General features: G+C 45.3%; 16 protein-coding genes and 1 pseudogene. 10 read left to right on the top strand and 7 right to left on the bottom strand.

What is annotated here, in order from left to right; translation table 11 throughout:
- Nucleotides 1-107: 107 nt before the first annotated feature.
- From KF839_RS11185 to def, 5 genes are all read right to left on the bottom strand, one after another.
- On the bottom strand, nucleotides 108-2,288 hold the full coding sequence (locus KF839_RS11185; protein WP_292917927.1) for a sensor histidine kinase: 2,181 nt from the start codon (nucleotides 2,286-2,288) through the stop codon (nucleotides 108-110).
- Nucleotides 2,288-2,872, bottom strand: coding sequence for a DUF4390 domain-containing protein (locus tag KF839_RS11180; RefSeq protein ID WP_292917926.1), 585 nt, complete (start codon nucleotides 2,870-2,872; stop codon nucleotides 2,288-2,290). The genes KF839_RS11185 and KF839_RS11180 overlap by 1 nt, the downstream gene beginning before the upstream one ends.
- Nucleotides 2,873-2,891: 19 nt before the next feature.
- Nucleotides 2,892-4,169, bottom strand: coding sequence for a 16S rRNA (cytosine(967)-C(5))-methyltransferase RsmB (gene rsmB / locus KF839_RS11175; RefSeq protein ID WP_292917925.1), 1,278 nt, complete (start codon nucleotides 4,167-4,169; stop codon nucleotides 2,892-2,894).
- A complete protein-coding gene (fmt, locus tag KF839_RS11170) occupies nucleotides 4,162-5,118 on the bottom strand; it encodes a methionyl-tRNA formyltransferase (RefSeq protein WP_292917924.1) in 957 nt (318 codons plus the stop codon). The genes rsmB and fmt overlap by 8 nt, the downstream gene beginning before the upstream one ends.
- Before the next feature lie 118 nt (nucleotides 5,119-5,236).
- The gene (def, locus tag KF839_RS11165; protein WP_292917923.1) at nucleotides 5,237-5,740 is read right to left on the bottom strand and encodes a peptide deformylase; all 504 of its coding nucleotides are present in this window, start codon (nucleotides 5,738-5,740) and stop codon (nucleotides 5,237-5,239) included.
- A 95-nt stretch (nucleotides 5,741-5,835) separates the two neighbouring features.
- On the opposite strand from def, the gene KF839_RS11160 reads away from it, so the two are divergent.
- The 4 genes from KF839_RS11160 (at nucleotide 5,836) to KF839_RS11145 (ending at nucleotide 11,175) form a co-directional block, all read left to right on the top strand.
- On the top strand, nucleotides 5,836-6,870 hold the full coding sequence (locus KF839_RS11160; RefSeq protein WP_292917922.1) for a LysM peptidoglycan-binding domain-containing protein: 1,035 nt from the start codon (nucleotides 5,836-5,838) through the stop codon (nucleotides 6,868-6,870).
- Nucleotides 6,871-6,881: 11 nt separating this feature from the next.
- On the top strand, nucleotides 6,882-7,982 hold the full coding sequence (dprA, locus tag KF839_RS11155; RefSeq protein ID WP_292917921.1) for a DNA-processing protein DprA: 1,101 nt from the start codon (nucleotides 6,882-6,884) through the stop codon (nucleotides 7,980-7,982).
- 61 nt (nucleotides 7,983-8,043) lie between these two features.
- Nucleotides 8,044-8,502 (top strand): Smg family protein, encoded by a 459-nt coding sequence (locus KF839_RS11150; RefSeq protein ID WP_292917920.1) that lies wholly within the window; start codon nucleotides 8,044-8,046, stop codon nucleotides 8,500-8,502.
- Nucleotides 8,503-8,655: 153 nt separating this feature from the next.
- A complete protein-coding gene (locus KF839_RS11145; protein WP_292917919.1) occupies nucleotides 8,656-11,175 on the top strand; it encodes a DNA topoisomerase III in 2,520 nt (839 codons plus the stop codon).
- A gap of 149 nt (nucleotides 11,176-11,324) precedes the next feature.
- Here KF839_RS11145 and KF839_RS11140 read toward each other — a convergent pair whose 3' ends face one another.
- Complete coding sequence (locus KF839_RS11140; protein ID WP_292917918.1) at nucleotides 11,325-11,570, bottom strand: hypothetical protein; 246 nt, start codon at nucleotides 11,568-11,570, stop codon at nucleotides 11,325-11,327.
- A gap of 282 nt (nucleotides 11,571-11,852) precedes the next feature.
- Here KF839_RS11140 and aroA point away from each other — a divergent pair, with 282 nt between their 5' ends.
- From aroA to pyrF, 6 genes are all read left to right on the top strand, one after another.
- Nucleotides 11,853-13,184 (top strand): 3-phosphoshikimate 1-carboxyvinyltransferase, encoded by a 1,332-nt coding sequence (aroA, locus tag KF839_RS11135; RefSeq protein ID WP_292917917.1) that lies wholly within the window; start codon nucleotides 11,853-11,855, stop codon nucleotides 13,182-13,184.
- 37 nt (nucleotides 13,185-13,221) lie between these two features.
- A complete protein-coding gene (gene cmk / locus KF839_RS11130) occupies nucleotides 13,222-13,902 on the top strand; it encodes a (d)CMP kinase (RefSeq protein WP_292917916.1) in 681 nt (226 codons plus the stop codon).
- 116 nt (nucleotides 13,903-14,018) lie between these two features.
- Complete coding sequence (gene rpsA / locus KF839_RS11125; protein ID WP_292917915.1) at nucleotides 14,019-15,731, top strand: 30S ribosomal protein S1; 1,713 nt, start codon at nucleotides 14,019-14,021, stop codon at nucleotides 15,729-15,731.
- A 9-nt stretch (nucleotides 15,732-15,740) separates the two neighbouring features.
- Nucleotides 15,741-16,031 carry an integration host factor subunit beta gene (locus KF839_RS11120; RefSeq protein ID WP_292917914.1) on the top strand — a complete coding sequence of 97 codons (291 nt, stop codon included), beginning with the start codon at nucleotides 15,741-15,743 and terminating at the stop codon, nucleotides 16,029-16,031.
- Between the two features lie 122 nt (nucleotides 16,032-16,153).
- Entirely contained in the window at nucleotides 16,154-16,360 is a 207-nt protein-coding gene (locus KF839_RS11115) for a LapA family protein (protein ID WP_323802066.1), read from the top strand.
- Nucleotides 16,361-16,382: 22 nt separating this feature from the next.
- Complete coding sequence (pyrF, locus tag KF839_RS11110) at nucleotides 16,383-17,081, top strand: orotidine-5'-phosphate decarboxylase (RefSeq protein WP_292917912.1); 699 nt, start codon at nucleotides 16,383-16,385, stop codon at nucleotides 17,079-17,081.
- Between the two features lie 50 nt (nucleotides 17,082-17,131).
- On the opposite strand, the pseudogene KF839_RS11105 reads toward pyrF, so the two are convergent.
- A pseudogene (locus KF839_RS11105) lies at nucleotides 17,132-17,586 on the bottom strand (methyltransferase); the annotation flags it as partial.

The raw sequence follows: 17,586 nt of genomic DNA, 5'->3' as shown, positions 1-17,586 counted from the left end.
AACTGTCAAATTTCACGATCACCCGTAAATTCACATTCTCAGTATCGAAAATTCCCGAATGCAATGATCTCATTGATCGTTTCTACTTCTAGCAAGTTATTCTCTTTCTAACCATGCGCCAATTTATTATTGTTTCCAATTACTTGGTTTTTTTCTACCGTTGGTAGAATAATTGAAATCTGCGCACCGTGCGGTTTGATGTTTTCAATATGAATCAATCCCTCATGCTCCTCAACGATTTTCTTAATGATCGGTAACCCCAAGCCGGTTCCCTTAGGCTTAGTGGTTACATAGGGCTCAAATACCCGGGCTTTGATTTCATCGGAAAAACCACAGCCGTTATCCCGCACGCTTAATTGCACCCCGCCGTGCACCATTTCAGTTCTCACTGTTATCAATGGCTCCGGCGCATCAAGCAATGCATCTTGCGCGTTCTGCAATAAATTATGCAGCACTTGCCGCAACTGCGCCGAATCCCCTTTAACCGCCGGCAAGTCTTCGGTCAGCTCTTGCTTAATCTGTATATGCCTACTATTTTCCGAGGCCATACTCGCGGTTTCATAGAGCGATAACACTTCCCGCACAAGCCGATTGAAATCAAGCTGACGCAACTCCAGTTCAGGAACACGTGCATACTGGCTAAACTCATTGACCATCCTTTTGAGTGCTTCTACTTGATTGACGATCGTCTCAGTAGAACGGCTCAGTATTTTCGCATCTTCCTCGCTGAGTTTATGAATCAATTTATGCTGTACCCGCTCGGCGGAAAGCTGAATCGGCGTTAAAGGATTCTTAATTTCGTGAGCGAGCCGGCGGGCCACTTCTCCCCAAGCGACAGCACGCTGCACTTGCAGCAGATTGGTAATGTCATCAAAAACCACCACACCGCCGCCGCCCGATATCTTGGGTAATCGAGTACCTCTTAGAAGCAAAACCTGATTGTTGCCATCGTCTGAGCGCGTTAGCTGTCGCTGCCAAACACCTAGTTCTTCGGAATTAAATCCTTCCCTGATTTCCGCAACCAGCGCATCAAGCCGCGGTTCTTTACCAACACATCCTTCGATAATCGAACCATCCAGACTGATTAAAGGCACTTGCAATATTTTTTCCGCGCTTCGATTCGCTTTTGACAAAATCAATTGCTCATCAAACACCAATACCCCGGAAGAGAGATTTGCCAGAATGCTTTCCAAATGCGCACGCGCGCTTTCAACCGCGTGCTGGTTATGCTGCGCCGCTGCTCGCGCTTCCTCGAGTTGTTGCGTCATCAGGTTAAACGATTCCGTCAGCACACCCAGTTCATCGCTACTTTGAACCAGATGACGGCGACTATAATCGCCTTGCGCGATCGCGCGCGTACCTTCCGCCAGCATGCCAAGCGGTGAACTTAACTTCTCACTTAACAGCGATGCTGACGCTAATGCCGAGAACAAAGATAGCAACAACGCCAGCGTCAACGTAACACTATACAATCGGGTTAACCCTTGCCGGGATAAAGAAAGCTCTTGATAGTCCTGATAACCTGCTTGCACACGTTCAGCATCCTTGGCTAATTGCCGCGGCACTGGCTGTAACAACTGCAGCATCCGGATATCTTCTTCCAGACTCAATACATTCACCGGAGAAACAACACGAAGATACAAACCCTTATCGGGTACTGATTCAATTGCACTATAAGCTTTCTGAATTCTGATATGGCGCATAACCGCTGCACTGGGCACATCCGGAAACAATGCCGAATTGCTGTCACTGGAAAAAGCGATTACCTTGCCGTCCTGATTGAACAACGTAGCTTCCTCCACCTGCGATTGCAATAATAGCTCGTTCAGCACCAACAGCGATGAATTGGAAGATTCGGTCAAAGCCAATGCCGTTGCTTGCGCTTTCTTTTTTAGCTCGGCCAGTAAGTTCTCGAGCATGGTATGTCCAAGATTCAAACCGCCTTCCAATGCACGATCAACTTTAACATCGAACCAGGACTCGATGCTCTTCTCGAGAAATTGAACTGATACGGTATAAACCAAAGCACCGGGAAGTATCGCCATCAGTGAGAAAATCAGCATTAAACGAAGCGCCAATCTGGAACCGAAAACCCCCGACTTAAGCCTTCGCCTAAACCGCCATAACAAAAATCCCACGATCACCATGAGAAATAATACAAATGCGATATTTATGCCCAGCAATAAGCGGTATTTCCGCTCAAAAAACTCGGTATTGGCGCCGGCTGTGGCTAACAGGAAAAGCATTACGGCTCCGAGTCCTGCTCCCACAATCAGCACGTATTTCATTACTGAACCTTTAAGTAAAAAGGCTGCTCCGGGGCCGGTAGCTTCATACGCCATTCCAATTTTTCAGAACTCAAATTCCATTGATTGGATCCAAGCGCTTCAACCTGGAATGGTTTAGGCATGCGCGTCAAGTCAAGCCATATTCGTAACGATGCAAAATAATCCGCATCCCATTTCAATTCTGATTTAACATCGACCGGATAAGCCCGCAATTGTCCCAATGCCTGTAAAGCTTCTCTCAATGAGTTATAACTATGCGAAAGTAAAGGGGTATTTAGATGATATTGCCGTGTCAGTGCGTAATAACGCAGTCCCACTCGATACTTACTGCGCGCAACTTCATCATTCAACCAATACCAGCGGGAGTCAATCAAACTGAATTTCGTCACAAAATAAAGCACAATGCCTTTCTCGAGCGCTTGTTCCAAAGTCGCATTCAACATAATTTCAGAGTCAAAACCCATTTCATAACCCTTGTCAGTCGCCACCAAGCTGAAGGATTTGATTTGGATGCCTTCCGCTTGAACCACGGTCATCGGAAGTATCAGCAACAATGGCATTAACAGCCAAACAATATGTGACATCCTCCTCTTTAGGCAAGCATCAGTTTTTTTGCAGCAACGCATAAAAAAAACCATCATGTCGAATATTAGGTAACAATTGGCCATTGACTAGAGTTTCATCATTTAACGGTAGCCGCCGCGCATCAGAATGAGACTCAAGAAACCTCTCGATCTGCATGGCATTTTCTTCAGTAAAAATTGAGCAGGTTACATAAAGCAACTTACCATCCTTATTTAAAATTTTCCACAACGCATTCAAAATCGATTGTTGCATTCTTGCAAACTTGGCCAGATCATTTTCCCGGCGCAACCATTTGATATCCGGATGACGACGCACAACACCCGATGCGGAACATGGCACATCCGCCAATATCCGGTCGTATCGCCGCCCATCCCACCAGGCATTCGGATTTGCAGCGTCTCCACAGACTAAATGCTCAGCTGTCAACTGCAAACGGTCAAGATTCTGCCGAACCTGTTCAAGCCTTGAGGAATCATTGTCCAGAATCGTTAGTAATATATTCGCCGATTCAAGCAGATGCATGCTCTTTCCTCCGGGAGCGGCGCAAGCATCCAGCACTCGCATTCCATCTTTTATATCCAGGAACGATGCCGCTAACTGAGCGCCGGCGTCCTGAATACTCACCCAACCTTCCGCAAAACCAGGTAATTGCTCCACCACTAATGGCCGCTCCAATAGTAAAGTATTGGATCCAAGCCATTGCGCCGGTATCGCATTTTCCACCAACAGCTGACAATACTCCGTTGCCGGAATTTTGCGCTGATTGACCCTCAGAGTCATGGGCGGACGTTGATTACTAGCCTCCAAAATAGCCTGAAAGTTATGGGGATACTGCTGGCGTAATTTGTCGATCCACCATTGCGGGTGCGAATAACGTCCGATATCGCCTGCCGCCGCTTGTGCCACCAAGTACTCCCGTTGCCGGATAAAATTACGCAGCACCGCATTCACCAATCCTTGCATCCCTTTTCCCGCAGCTAGATGCCGTGAAGCCGAAACCGCTTGGTCAACGATGACATAAGGTTGCGCCTTGCTGTAATGCAACTGATATAAACTGACCAATAAAAGATGGATTAAACATTTATCATGAAGTGGTTTTTTTAGCAAACGATTTAGGATAGCCTGCAACTGCCCGTAAAAACGCAGCACACCATAACTGAAATCCTGAATGGCACCTTTTTGTTGTCTTGATAATGTTGGGTCAGCACGCCAGAGATTCAGCAAGCTATCCGTCAGACTCGCCCCGGACAATACCTTGCCAACGACGGATGCTGCAGCCAGTTGCGTTTTAATCATGCGCGGATACGGAGCAACCGGTGGTAATCAGATACTCACCCGGTATCACCTGGTTGCCCGCAAGAAAGTCTGCGGCGGCGATCCTTTTGCCACCGGATTTCTGCACTATTTCTATTCGCAGCAAACCCGAGCCGCAAGCCACCACGATGCCGTCCGCACCTAATGCGACAATCTCACCCGGTCTGCCTGTTCCTTCAAGGATTACTGAAGCTTGCCAAATTTTCAAAAGATTGTTTCGAAAAAAAGTATACGCACCGGGACTTGGATTAAACGCGCGTACCATTCGACCGGCTTGTTGCGCTGTTTGGCACCAATCGATTTCCGCTTCGGATTTGACAATCTTAGCTGCATAGCTCGCTTGGCTCTCATCTTGAGGAATAGGTGTCAGTTTGCATTGCTGCAGCAATTGCAAAGTTTCGACGATGCTCCGCCCGCCCGCCAAGCTTAATTTATCGTGGAGAGACTGCGTGGTATCGTCCGGCGCAATTGCAATTGCGTGTTTCAATAACATGTCGCCGGTATCGAGCCCTGCATCCATTTGCATAATGGTAATACCGGTTTCATGATCACCCGCCAAAATAGCTCGCTGAATCGGTGCAGCACCTCTCCAGCGCGGCAATAGGGATGCATGAATATTCAAGCAACCCAATCGAGGAATATCAAGAACCGCTTGTGGCAAAATCAATCCATAGGCCGCCACTACCATGACATCCGCGTTCATGGATTGCAATTGCATTTGTATCTCGTCGCTTTTAAGCGATGGAGGTTGCAACACCGGAAGATGATGTTGCTGCGCAAGCTGCTTAACAGCACTTGCGGTCATTTGCATGCCTCTGCCCGCGGGCCGATCCGGTTGCGTTAATACCATCACAATTTCATGGCCCGCATGAATCAGTGCATCCAATGCTGCAGCAGCAAATATAGGGGTTCCAGCAAAGATGATTTTCATATTCACAAAAAATAACTTGATAGCGAGATAGCCGGAGTTGCGTTGTTACAGTAGAGAACGTGATCGATCACATTAAACGTTAACGAGAAATTTTGGCTCGTTTTCTGTGAATATGCTGTTACATCGTGCTACGCTGTTTTTTCTTCAATTTCGCCAATGTCCGTGTCTGCTTAAGTCTTGACCAGTACTCAACAAACACTTTTCCCGCCAAATGATCCATCTCATGCTGAATACATACCGCCAGCAAGCCATCCGCTTCCAAAACGAACGATTCGTTTTGCGTATTTAGAGCCCTGACAGTCACCGATTCAGCGCGATTTACTTTGCCATAAATCCCCGGAACCGACAGGCAGCCTTCCTCATAATCCGAAAAACCGCTGCTTGCAATAATTTCAGGATTAATCAACACTAATAATTGATCTCTATTTTCTGAGACGTCTATCACAATGACTTGTTCATGCACGTCTACTTGTGTAGCCGCCAATCCTATACCGGGTGCAGCATACATCGTTTCCGTCATATCGTTGATAAGCAAACGGGTCTTGTCAGTAACTCGTGTAACGGGAACTGCTTTTTTATGCAGCCTGTCGTCGGGATATTGTAATATTTTAAGAATAGCCATAAAAAATTGTATAGTTCAGTAAACTCAGTTATACATTTAGACCGTATCATTTGCGGGTTATTCTGCACCCTTTAAACCAGCCACCGGGATCATCCATGCAAAAGCTTATTATAGCTACGATTTTTCTTCTAAACTTGCTTAATATCGCTACTGCAAACGCGAACGATATCATTCTGCGCAACGATTCACCCAGTCGATATGTTGTTGTGCCCGGCGATACTCTGTGGAGTATCGCCTCGAAATTTCTTAAAGACCCTTGGCGCTGGCCCGAGGTCTGGGGTTTTAATCGTGAACAAGTAAAAAATCCGCACAAAATCTACCCCGGCGACATCATTCTCTTAGAAACAACACTTTCGGGAGCTCGATTACGCCTTGCAGAAGATGCCGAAGGTATCAGAACCGTAAAACTTTCTCCAAGAATACGTAACGAACAGTCGAGTACAGCCGCGATTTCCAGTATCCCGGCAACCGCCATTGAGCCTTTTTTGAGCCAACCTCTCGTCATAGAAAAAGACAGTCTTACCAATGCACCCTATGTGTTGAGTGCAAGTGAAGGCCATCTCGCTTTAACGACTGGCAGTAAAGCCTACATCCATGGACTTCCTAAAGATAAAGGTATGACATGGCAAGTTTTCCGCCCCGGAAAAGCATTAAAAGACCCCGATCAGAAAGGGTTGATTCTCGGATATGAAGCGATTTATCTGGGAAATGCCAAAGTCGAGGTTTTCGACACTATCAGCACGATGACAATCACTCGTGCCGCGGAAGAAATCCTGAAAGGCGATCGCTTGGTTCCTGCACCCGACACGATATACAACAACTATGTACCACATGCACCGGACTTCATGATTAAAGGAAGAATTATCTCGGTGTATGGTGGTGTTACCGAAATCGGGCGAGGCGACATCGTTACCTTAAATAAAGGCGAATCGCACGGCCTGGAAATGGGACATGTACTTGCTATTTATCAAAAAAATCAAGCTAAATCTCTTAGAGGAGAAACACTTCAATTACCGGATGAAAGAGCTGGATTGGTATTTGTTTTCCGTGTCTTCGATAAAGTCGCTTATGCTTTAGTCGTACAAAGCACACAGCCCATCAGAATATTGGATGCCGTTAGAACTCCCTGAAGTTACCCATCATGAAACAGGCAGCAGATATCGAATCATGGTTAAGCTTGACTCTGATTGATGGGGTCGGTGGAGAATCCATTCGGAGACTTCTGGTTGCTTTTGGCAATCCTGCCGCAATACTTTCAGCGCCTATTATTGCGTTAGAACGTCTTGTAAAAAAAACCATTGCAGCACGCATTAAGCAAGGCGCTGATCGCAATAAGATAACCGATGTCCTGAAATGGCTGGAAGATCCGACTAATGCAATCATCACCCTGGCCGATACGGATTATCCATCACAGTTACTGAATATCACGGATCCGCCCCCGTTGCTGTACTTTAAAGGCAGGCGAGAATTATTGCAGTTCCCGGCCTTAGCGGTGGTGGGTAGCCGTAACGCAACACCACAAGGTTTATCGAATGCAGAAGCGTTTTCTGAAGCAAGCAGCAACGCCGGACTTTGCATTATCAGCGGCATGGCTTTAGGCATTGACACAGCCGCCCATCAAGGCGGTTTACGCGGTACAGCGGCCAGTATCGCAGTCGTCGGCACCGGATTGGATATTGTTTATCCGGCAAAAAACCACCCGCTCGCTCACAGATTGGCAAAGGAAGGCGCATTGATCTCAGAATTTCCATTGGGCACGCCTGCGATAGGCAGAAATTTTCCGCGGAGAAACCGTATCATCAGCGGCATGAGCCAGGGTTGTCTTGTCGTTGAAGCGGCTTTGCAAAGCGGCTCTCTGATTACGGCACGTCAAGCACTGGAACAAGGCCGGGAAATAATGGCCATCCCTGGCTCCATCCATTCGCCGCTCTCCAAAGGATGTCACGCATTAATTAAGCAAGGCGCGAAGCTGGTCGAGAATACCCAGGACATTCTGGACGAATTAAATTTTCTTGCAGTGGTTCGCGATGGAAATAACATCGGAAGAAAAACACCCGATCCAGTAGAATCGTCCGGAGATACGGTATTACTTGAACACCTTGGTTATGATACCGTTGACATTGACACCTTGTGCGCACGCAGCGGCTTGACGGCTGAAGTTGTATCAGCCATGCTATTGACGCTTGAGCTTGATGGCCGGGTTAGCAGTTTACCGGGAGGATGTTATCAACGGATTCAATAATATTTTGTTGACAACTCGCTGCATTGATTTGAAAAATTCCTGCAATCTACAACGTACTATTATGTTCGACATACTTGTTTATTTATTTGAAAATTATTTTGATTCAGGAAGTTATCCTGACTCTGCCACACTGACGCGAAAACTCGCCATGGCCGGATTCGCAGATGAGGATATTAGCGAAACGCTGAACTGGCTTTCAGAATTGGAGCGCCATGATATTGGCAATTATCCCGCAAGTTTCGCTGAAAACGATTCTTTTCGTTGTTACACGGAACACGAAATAGAACGAATCGACACCGAAGGACGTGGATTTATCTTTTTCCTCGAGCAAACCGGCATTATCAATCCATTGCAGCGTGAGTTGCTGATTGATCGAGTGTTGGCGATGGATGAGGATTCCTCCAGTTTAGAAAAAATTAAGCTGATAGTTTTGACTGAATTGTGGATTCAAAATCAGCTCACCGACGATACTATTTTGGAAAAATTATTGATTGTGAGCGACTCTCATTACCGGCACTAAGATCTCAGGTAATAATCCTTCCCATACCGGGCTAACGAAAGTTTATTTACGTTTTGAACATGCTTGCGACCTTAAATAGAAACAGATATCTACCTGCATTATCCTATCGATACCAAAGATTGGGATCAATCAACATTTCCTTCCAGATCATTCATGGGTAAGTCATTAATTATTGCCGAAAAACCTTCTGTTGCAGCAGATATTGCAAAAGCGCTAGGCGGCTTTACCAAGCACACGGACTACTTCGAAAATGATCAATATGTCATATCTTCGGCGATCGGCCATTTGCTCGAACTGGTCATTCCTAAGGAATACGAAGTCAAACGCGGAAAATGGAGTTTTGCAAACCTTCCGGTTATTCCCCCTCATTTCGCCTTAAGTCCGATCGAAAAAACATCTTCTCGTTTGACATTATTAAATAAACTGATCAAACGTAAAGATGTGGATATGCTTATCAACGCATGCGATGCAGGACGTGAAGGTGAACTGATTTTTTACTATATCCTACGTCATGCAGAATCCAATAAACCTATCAAGCGATTGTGGTTGCAATCAATGACACCGGATGCAATACGTGGAGGATTTACCAAATTATTAGATAACACTGCGGTGCAGTCTTTAGCAGAAGCAGCTGTTAGCCGTTCAGAGTCAGACTGGTTAGTCGGAATAAATGGCACACGTGCCATGACGGCTTTTAACTCTCAAGAAGGTGGATTTCATAAAACCACGGTCGGGCGTGTACAAACTCCGACACTGGCTATCCTCGTTGAACGTGAAGAGAAAATCAAGAAATTCCACTCGCAAAAATACTGGGAAGTTCATGCCACTTTTGCAACAACCACCGGTAGTTACACAGGCAGGTGGTTTGACGAGAAATTCAACAAAAACGCTGCCAATCAAGAGCTGAAGCCCGAGCGATTGTGGGAACAGCCGAAAGCAGAAGCCATCCGCGACAAATGCATGGGAAAGCCAGGAACGGTTAGCGAGGAAAGCAAACCAAGCAAAGAAATATGCCCTTTACTCTATGACTTAACGAGCTTACAGCGGGAAGCCAATGGCCGCTTCGGTTTTTCCGCCAAAACAACGCTTGGACTAGCACAAGCTTTATACGAAAAGCATAAAGTATTGACATATCCGCGTACAGATTCGCGCGCGCTGCCGGAAGATTATATCGCTACTGTTAAAGATACTTTGCAACATCTTAGCAATACCGAATATGGAAAGTTTTCCCAACAAATTCTCGCATCCAATTGGGTCGTTCCTAATAAACGGATCTTCAACAACAGCAAGATCTCCGATCACTTCGCCATTATTCCAACCGCTCTTACTTCCACAAAATTGAACGAAGCGGAAGCGAAGCTGTATGATTTAGTGATGAAGCGCTTTCTGGCTATTTTCTTCCCTGCCGCCGAATATCTGCTAACCACTCGAATTACGCGAGTTGAAATGGAACCATTTAAAACCGAGGGAAAAGTATTGGTCAATCCCGGTTGGCAATCGGTTTATGGAAAATTGGCTCAATCAGATAATCAGGAAGAAAATGTCTCGCTGGTTGCGATAAAACCGGGCGAAACAACGGTAGTTACCGAAGACATCAAGATTGTCGATCATCAAACCCGCCCCCCCGCGCGGTTTACTGAAGCCACATTGCTTTCAGCTATGGAAGGTGCCGGAAAATTCGTTGAAGACGAGGAATTACGCGCAGCTATGAGTGCAAAAGGACTGGGAACTCCGGCTACTCGGGCCGCCATTATTGAGGGACTTGTCCTGGAAAACTACATTCAACGTGAAGGCCGGGAGCTTCACCCCACTGCTAAGGCTTTTTCCCTGATCACGTTATTACGAGGCCTGAAGATCCCTGAATTGATTTCTCCGGAATTGACAGGAAACTGGGAATTCCAGTTGCGCCAGATTGAGCAAGGCCATCTGAAGCGTAGCTCATTCATGGAAAAAATTGCCGAGATGACGAAGCATATTGTAGAACAGGCCAAAAGCCATCGCGGCGAAACCATATCGGGAGATTTCTCGATATTGAAGACACCTTGCCCCAAATGTGGCGGCCATGTGCATGAAACTTACAAAAAATTCCAGTGCCAGTCCTGTGATTTTGCGCTCTGGAAAATACTCGCGGGCCGTCAATTTGAGGTCGATGAAATGGAAACCCTGATCACCCAGCACGCAGTAGGACCGCTTCAGGGCTTCCGGAGCAAAATGGGGCAACCGTTTAACGCAATCATCCGATTGACTGAAAATTTTGAAATGAAATTTGATTTCGGCAACAATGATGACAGTCAAGAAGAGATCGACTTTAGCAATCAAACCTCTCTAGGGAAATGCCCCAAATGCGGCCATGCGGTTTATGAACACGGGTTGCATTATGTTTGTGAAAAAGCGGTTGGCGCAAACAAGACTTGTAGCTTTAAAACCGGAAAAATTATTCTGGAACGCCCGATTGAGCGCGAACAAATTTCGAAATTACTGGAAACGGGGAAAACCGATTTATTGACGCGATTTATTTCCAAAAAAGGCAGACCTTTTTCTGCATATTTGATCAGAGCTGCTGATGGAAAAATTGGGTTTGAATTTGAGCAAAGAACCCCTAAAAAAACCACGGATGCAAAACCCAAAACCAAGACATCAAAAACCAAAACAGTACGTCAAACCACTTCTTAGCTTAGAATTCATTAAGTAAGATGCAAAAAAGCAATGACGCGAAGGACATGAAGCTATTAATTTCTGGATTATCGGCGTCTTTTTAAATTCATGGCAACTATCAAGGGGGATCAAAAACTCTCCCCGATAATTGCCATTCGTTTAAACATCTAACTGTAAAAATTAAGGATGTATTTGATTACACCACTCGAACCCATGATAATCATGATAAGTCCGCCTATAATTGCAGCACCTTCCAGGATGATAGAAAAAAACGCACGTGCTGTATTTTCAAATTCCTCTTCCCCCAGGGAGTTTCTCCGATCCTCTCTACGCCGTTTTACCCACAGCTGCAACCAGATGGCAACCGGAATAACCAGCAAAGAAAACATTAAAGCAATTTCTGCATCTTCCATTCGCTAACCTCTTTCACAATAAATAACCACTTTTAAAAAACTTATTATAAGCAAAGTAATAAGCTACACGCGATAGCCTCAAACTGAGCCACCTCATTCGCTCATCGACCATCAAATAGCAACATGATAGAGATAGATTACCCTAAACTGTATAGTCTAATAAAGATTTTTTCCCCATCTCTGGGATCGCTACAAAATTACGTTTCTGATACATCAATACAAAATTACGCTAGAAATATTTTTTATGGGATATCATTTGCTAATTTTGATACTCGAAAAACTATGAAATGGCTAGATCTTCCATTTTCAAAAGAAGCACGCGGCATCGTCAAGCTGCCAGGCTCTAAAAGCATCTCCAATCGAATTCTACTGCTTGCTGCATTAGCGAAAGGCACCACGCATATCCATGATTTATTGGCTTCTGATGACACTGCACGCATGCTCGATGCGCTTTCCAAATTAGGAATCATCATTACACAAACACCCGACAATGACTATTGTGTGGTTGGAAGAAGCGGCATATTTCCCGTTACCAAAGCTGATCTATTTCTTGGAAACGCCGGCACTGCTTTTCGTCCATTGGTCGCGGTGCTATCCCTGATGCAAGGCCACTACCAGTTATCCGGTGTATCACGTATGCATGAACGGCCCATTGCAGACCTGGTCGACGCGCTACGGCAAATCGGTGCAAATATCACCTACCTGGGTAATCCCGGTTATCCTCCCTTGGAAATCAAACCGGCCAACACGCAAAACCGGGATGAAATTCTCACTGTCAGTGTCAATGGTAATGTTTCCAGTCAATTTCTAACGGGCCTACTGATGGCCTTACCGCTAACTGGAAAACAATCCATCATTGATGTATCGGGCAATTTAATTTCAAAACCCTATATTGAATTAACACTGGCCCAGATGCGGCGGTTCGGTGTTGAAGTTAAGCAACATGATTGGCAGCAATTCATCATTCCACCGCATCAAACTTATCGTAGTCCTGGCCAGATCAACGTCGAAGGAGATGCTTCTTCCGCCTCTTATTTCCTCGCAGCAGGTGCAATTGGGCGCGGACCGATTCGCGTTCATGGAGTGGGACGCGATAGCGTGCAAGGCGATATCCGATTTGCAGCAGCGCTTGAAATGATGGGAGCAAAAATTTCAATGGGCGAACATTGGATTGAAGCAAGTGGAGGCGAAACGAGTGGCGGAAAGTCTCTACACGCCATCGAGCTCGATTGTAACCACATACCGGATGCTGCCATGACGCTGGCAGTTACTGCTTTATTCGCCGAAGGCACAACGGTATTATACAATATCGCTAGCTGGCGCCTCAAAGAAACGGATCGACTGGCAGCTATGGCTACCGAACTCCGTAAATTGGGTGCCGAAGTTGAAGAAGGAGCGGATTATCTACGCATATCGCCGCCCGCTCAGGGATTAACACCGAATGCCTCCATCGATACCTATGACGATCATCGCATGGCGATGTGTTTCTCGCTTGCTTCCTTAGGAGTGCCTGTACGCATCAACGATCCCGATTGTGTTGCAAAAACTTTCCCGGACTATTTTGAGATATTCTCGCAACTTGTTCATCACTCACCAAGTGACATAGAAAACTAACTTCCCTGACAACCCGTTTGATACTCGAAACTACTGAATGAACATTCATACTATCCCCGTCATTACCATTGATGGCCCATCCGCATCCGGCAAAGGAACCATCGCTCAGTTGGTAGCCCGGAAGCTGGGATTTCACTATCTGGATAGTGGCGCACTTTATCGCTTAGTCGCATTAAGAACGCTACAATCCTGCATCGATATTGACAATATTGCTCAGCTTACTGATATTGCCAGAAAATTGAATACCGTTTTTAAGGATAATCAAATTTATCTGGATGGAAAAATTGTTACCGATGACATTCGCTCGGAACAATGCGGGAACTTGGCATCAAAATTGGCAGCTCACTCACAGGTTCGGGCTGCATTGATTGAGCGCCAGAGAGCATTTCGGCAGCTTCCCGGGCTTGTAACGGATGGCCGGGACATGGGATCGGTTATCTTCCCCGATGCCAATCTTAAGATCTTTCTAACCGCAAGCGCTGAAATTCGCGCACAAAGGCGTCATAACCAGTTGATAGAGAAAGGAATAAGTGCTAATATTGCCGACCTCTTGCAAGATATCATAGAACGGGATGAACGCGATAGCAATCGCAGTATTGCGCCTTTACAGCAATGTACTGATGCACGATTGCTTGATACTTCATCACTAACTATATCTCAGGCACAAGACAGCGTTCTCACCTGGTATAATGAAATCTGTGCAAAAACCAGCGCTTGAATACAAAATGCTTCATTCTTTCTAAAGATGAGTATTTTTTGTGTTAAGCATTTATTAACTAACCCAGCCCGCTGGATATTTTTTCCAGTAGGATTGTTTTATTAGGTATCTTAAGAATGACTAATGCTTCCCTTGCTACCCAGAAATCCCCCGAAAGTTTTGCTGAACTCTTTGAAGAAAGCCTATCACGCCAAGAAATGCGCATCGGCGAAGTCATTACAGCCGAGGTGGTTCGTGTTGATTACAATATCGTTGTGGTCAATGCAGGTCTTAAATCAGAAAGCTTTATTCCGGTTGAAGAATTCAAAAATGATCGCGGCGAAATTGAAGTAAAACCCGGCGATTTTATCAGTGTCGCCATCGAGTCGCTCGAAGACGGCTTTGGAGAAACGCGCCTGTCCCGCGATAAAGCAAAACGCCTCACTGCGTGGCATGATTTGGAAGAAGCCATGGAAAGCGGAAAAATTGTAACCGGAATGGTCAATGGCAAGGTGAAGGGCGGCTTAACCGCCATGATCAATGGTATCCGCGCGTTTTTGCCAGGCTCGCTTGTCGATATACGGCCCGTGAAAGATACCACTCCTTATGAAAATAAGGAAATGGAGTTCAAAGTTATTAAATTGGACCGGAAGCGTAACAACGTGGTCGTTTCGCGTCGGGCAGTCTTGGAAGCGACACAGGGTGCAGATCGAGAAACCTTACTATCCAATCTGCAAGAAGGCGCTGTCGTTCATGGAATCGTTAAGAATATCACTGATTATGGCGCGTTTGTGGATCTGGGCGGTATCGATGGCCTATTACACATTACCGATTTGGCATGGCGCCGCGTAAAACATCCTTCCGAAGTTGTCACCATCGGTGACGAAGTCACTGCCAAAGTCCTCAAATTTGATCAAGAAAAAAATCGCGTATCATTGGGCATGAAACAACTCACCGAGGATCCGTGGGTTGGATTATCACGCCGTTACCCAGCGCGTACTCGCTTATTTGGAAAAGTTACCAACTTAACCGACTACGGTGCATTCATCGAAATTGAACAAGGTATCGAAGGTCTGGTGCACGTATCCGAAATGGATTGGACCAACAAGAATGTTTATCCGTCCAAGATTGTGCAGCTCGGAGACGAAGTTGAAGTCATGATTCTGGAAATTGACGAGGAACGCCGCCGCATCTCCTTAGGTATGAAACAGTGTCAACCGAACCCTTGGGAAGAATTTGCCGCAGCACATGAAAAAGGCGACAAAGTTCGCGGACAGATCAAATCGATTACCGACTTCGGTGTATTCATAGGGCTTCCAGGAAATATTGATGGCCTGGTGCACTTATCCGATCTATCCTGGAATCAGCCTGGGGAAGAAGCGGTTCTGAATTACAAAAAAGGCGATGAAGTTGAAGCAATGATTTTATCGATCGACGTTGAGAGAGAGCGCATTTCGTTAGGTATTAAGCAAATGGAAGGCGATCCATTTACCAGCTTTGTTGCGGAACACGATAAAAACAGCATTATTGAAGGCACGGTTAAGTCCATTGATGCCAAAGGAGCTGTTATCGCATTAACCGATGATGTGGAAGGATACTTACGCGCTTCTGAGGTTTCGCGAGATCGAGTCGAAGACATCCGGACTCATTTGAAGGAAGGCGATAAAGTCGAAACCATGATTATTAACGTTGATCGCAAAAATCGAACGATTAATTTATCAATCAAAGCAAAAGATAAGTCAGACGAAACCAGCGCCATGCAAAAAATTAAAACACCGACAAATGCTGGGACAACCAGTTTGGGCGCACTCTTAAAAGCTAAAATGGACAGTAAAAGTACTGAGCAATAAGGAATTTTCATGACAAAATCTGAATTGATTTCTCGACTTGCAGCACGTTTTCCGCAGCTAGTAACTAAGGATGCCGAACTTTCCGTTAAAACGATTATTGATGCAATGGCCAAAAGCTTAGCTAAGGGCGAACGTATTGAAATTCGTGGTTTTGGAAGCTTTGATCTCAATTATCGGCCGCCGCGCATCGGTCGTAATCCTAAATCTGGCGAGAAAGTCAAAGTGCCTGAAAAATATGTTCCGCATTTTAAGGCAGGTAAAGAAATGCGTGAACGCGTTGATTTTAAAAACCAAAAATAATTTTTATTCATCACGGGATATTGCAGATAGAATTAAGCAATTTCTCGTGATAATTTTTTGGATCAATAATTTATAGCGCTTGTTTGTATCATCATTAATAATTTGTACGGACTATTCTCATCATGATGAAACTGATTACCTGGCTTTCCCGTATTTTTGTCTTTGTGGTACTTGCGATCTTTGCTTCCAATAACTCGCAACCTATCATGTTGCAATATTATTTCGACAAATCAATAGAACTTCCTTTGAGTGTCGCTTTGTTGATTTTCTTCGCATTAGGCTCAATAATCGCTGCGATCGTTGTTCGATGCCGTTGTCATTCTGACTGAACTCACAATCCCTTCTGAGTAAATGCCTGAGCCTCGCATCATTGTTGCGCTGGATTTTTCGAGCGAATCTGTTGCATGGCAGTTGGTTAACAAACTAGAACCGCAGCTATGCCGTTTGAAAGTTGGAAAAGAACTTTTCACTACAGCAGGTCCTCGATTTATTGAAAAACTCGTTTCAAAAAAATACGACGTTTTTCTTGATTTAAAATTTCACGATATTCCCAATACCGTTGCACAAGCATGTAAAGCCGCAACCAACCTCGGTGTGTGGATGGTTAATATTCATGCATTAGGCGGGCGGAAAATGATGATGGCGGCACGGGAAGCCATTCCAGACTCGCATACCCGGTTGATTGCAGTCACTTTGCTAACCAGCATGGATCAGAGTGATTTAAATGACATTGGCTTGCAAGGAACTCCGCAACAGAATGTCGAACGCCTGGCGCGACTCGCAAGTGATTGCGGACTCGATGGCGTTGTGTGTTCCGCACTCGAAGTAGCACAGCTTCGACAAATAGTAGGCAATAATTTTTGTTTGGTTACTCCGGGAATCAGACCAATTGATGCGTGCGGCGACGATCAGAAACGCATTACCACTCCTACACAAGCCATTATGAATGGAGCAAGCTACTTAGTAATCGGCCGCCCGATCACGCAAGCCCAAGATCCATTACTTGTATGCCAGCAATTAAATACCGAAATCGCTTTAGTGTGTTCGTGAATAAGACACTCATCAAATTTTAGTAATGAATCGCACTGCAATCGACCCGATCAGATTATCTGTAATGCTTTAAGTATGGATAGTTGTTTTGCAAACAATTTTTCTGCTTGTTCTTTTAATTCTTGAATATTCTCTTGATCCGTCTCTAGCGTTTTTCCTTGCTTAATTATTCTTTGGCCTTGCCCCGCCAGTATCTGCCAAGCAAATTGCACACACTCATCGATATTCTTCTTTCCCTTACTCATTGCGAGCAACAATAGCTGCTGAAAGCGTCCTACCGCGATGCCGCCACCCGTCACTGGGCTCGCCAAACACGCAACATCTCCAGAACTTGCCGATTTTCTTAAAAGAAATTGATTCAACTTATCGGTATACTTTTTAGCTCGACTAATTTCATTTTCTTCCTGCACTAGTGACAGTTGTCCGGATCCGGTTAATACCATGACGGCCTGAATGATCTGTGCCAGAGTGATTCCTTGGCTCTGTAAAGCTTGTTCTAATTGTC

Origin of the sequence: Nitrosomonas sp. (genome assembly GCF_019635155.1) — a bacterium.
Classification (GTDB): Bacteria; Pseudomonadota; Gammaproteobacteria; order Burkholderiales; family Nitrosomonadaceae; genus Nitrosomonas.
Note: the sequence above shows the minus strand (reverse complement) of the source record. Positions and strands in the feature narration are given on the sequence as shown.

Excerpts from the sequence above, each read along its gene's own strand:
- KF839_RS11185 (WP_292917927.1), bottom strand. The coding sequence starts at position 2,288 with ATGAAATACGTGCTGATTGTGGGAGCAGGACTCGGAGCCGTAATGCTT.
- KF839_RS11180 (WP_292917926.1), bottom strand. The coding sequence starts at position 2,872 with ATGTCACATATTGTTTGGCTGTTAATGCCATTGTTGCTGATACTTCCG.
- rsmB (WP_292917925.1), bottom strand. The coding sequence starts at position 4,169 with ATGATTAAAACGCAACTGGCTGCAGCATCCGTCGTTGGCAAGGTATTG.
- fmt (WP_292917924.1), bottom strand. The coding sequence starts at position 5,118 with ATGAAAATCATCTTTGCTGGAACCCCTATATTTGCTGCTGCAGCATTG.
- def (WP_292917923.1), bottom strand. The coding sequence starts at position 5,740 with ATGGCTATTCTTAAAATATTACAATATCCCGACGACAGGCTGCATAAA.
- KF839_RS11160 (WP_292917922.1), top strand. The coding sequence starts at position 5,836 with ATGCAAAAGCTTATTATAGCTACGATTTTTCTTCTAAACTTGCTTAAT.
- dprA (WP_292917921.1), top strand. The coding sequence starts at position 6,882 with ATGAAACAGGCAGCAGATATCGAATCATGGTTAAGCTTGACTCTGATT.
- KF839_RS11150 (WP_292917920.1), top strand. The coding sequence starts at position 8,044 with ATGTTCGACATACTTGTTTATTTATTTGAAAATTATTTTGATTCAGGA.
- KF839_RS11145 (WP_292917919.1), top strand. The coding sequence starts at position 8,656 with ATGGGTAAGTCATTAATTATTGCCGAAAAACCTTCTGTTGCAGCAGAT.
- KF839_RS11140 (WP_292917918.1), bottom strand. The coding sequence starts at position 11,570 with ATGGAAGATGCAGAAATTGCTTTAATGTTTTCTTTGCTGGTTATTCCG.
- aroA (WP_292917917.1), top strand. The coding sequence starts at position 11,853 with ATGAAATGGCTAGATCTTCCATTTTCAAAAGAAGCACGCGGCATCGTC.
- cmk (WP_292917916.1), top strand. The coding sequence starts at position 13,222 with ATGAACATTCATACTATCCCCGTCATTACCATTGATGGCCCATCCGCA.
- rpsA (WP_292917915.1), top strand. The coding sequence starts at position 14,019 with ATGACTAATGCTTCCCTTGCTACCCAGAAATCCCCCGAAAGTTTTGCT.
- KF839_RS11120 (WP_292917914.1), top strand. The coding sequence starts at position 15,741 with ATGACAAAATCTGAATTGATTTCTCGACTTGCAGCACGTTTTCCGCAG.
- KF839_RS11115 (WP_323802066.1), top strand. The coding sequence starts at position 16,154 with ATGATGAAACTGATTACCTGGCTTTCCCGTATTTTTGTCTTTGTGGTA.
- pyrF (WP_292917912.1), top strand. The coding sequence starts at position 16,383 with ATGCCTGAGCCTCGCATCATTGTTGCGCTGGATTTTTCGAGCGAATCT.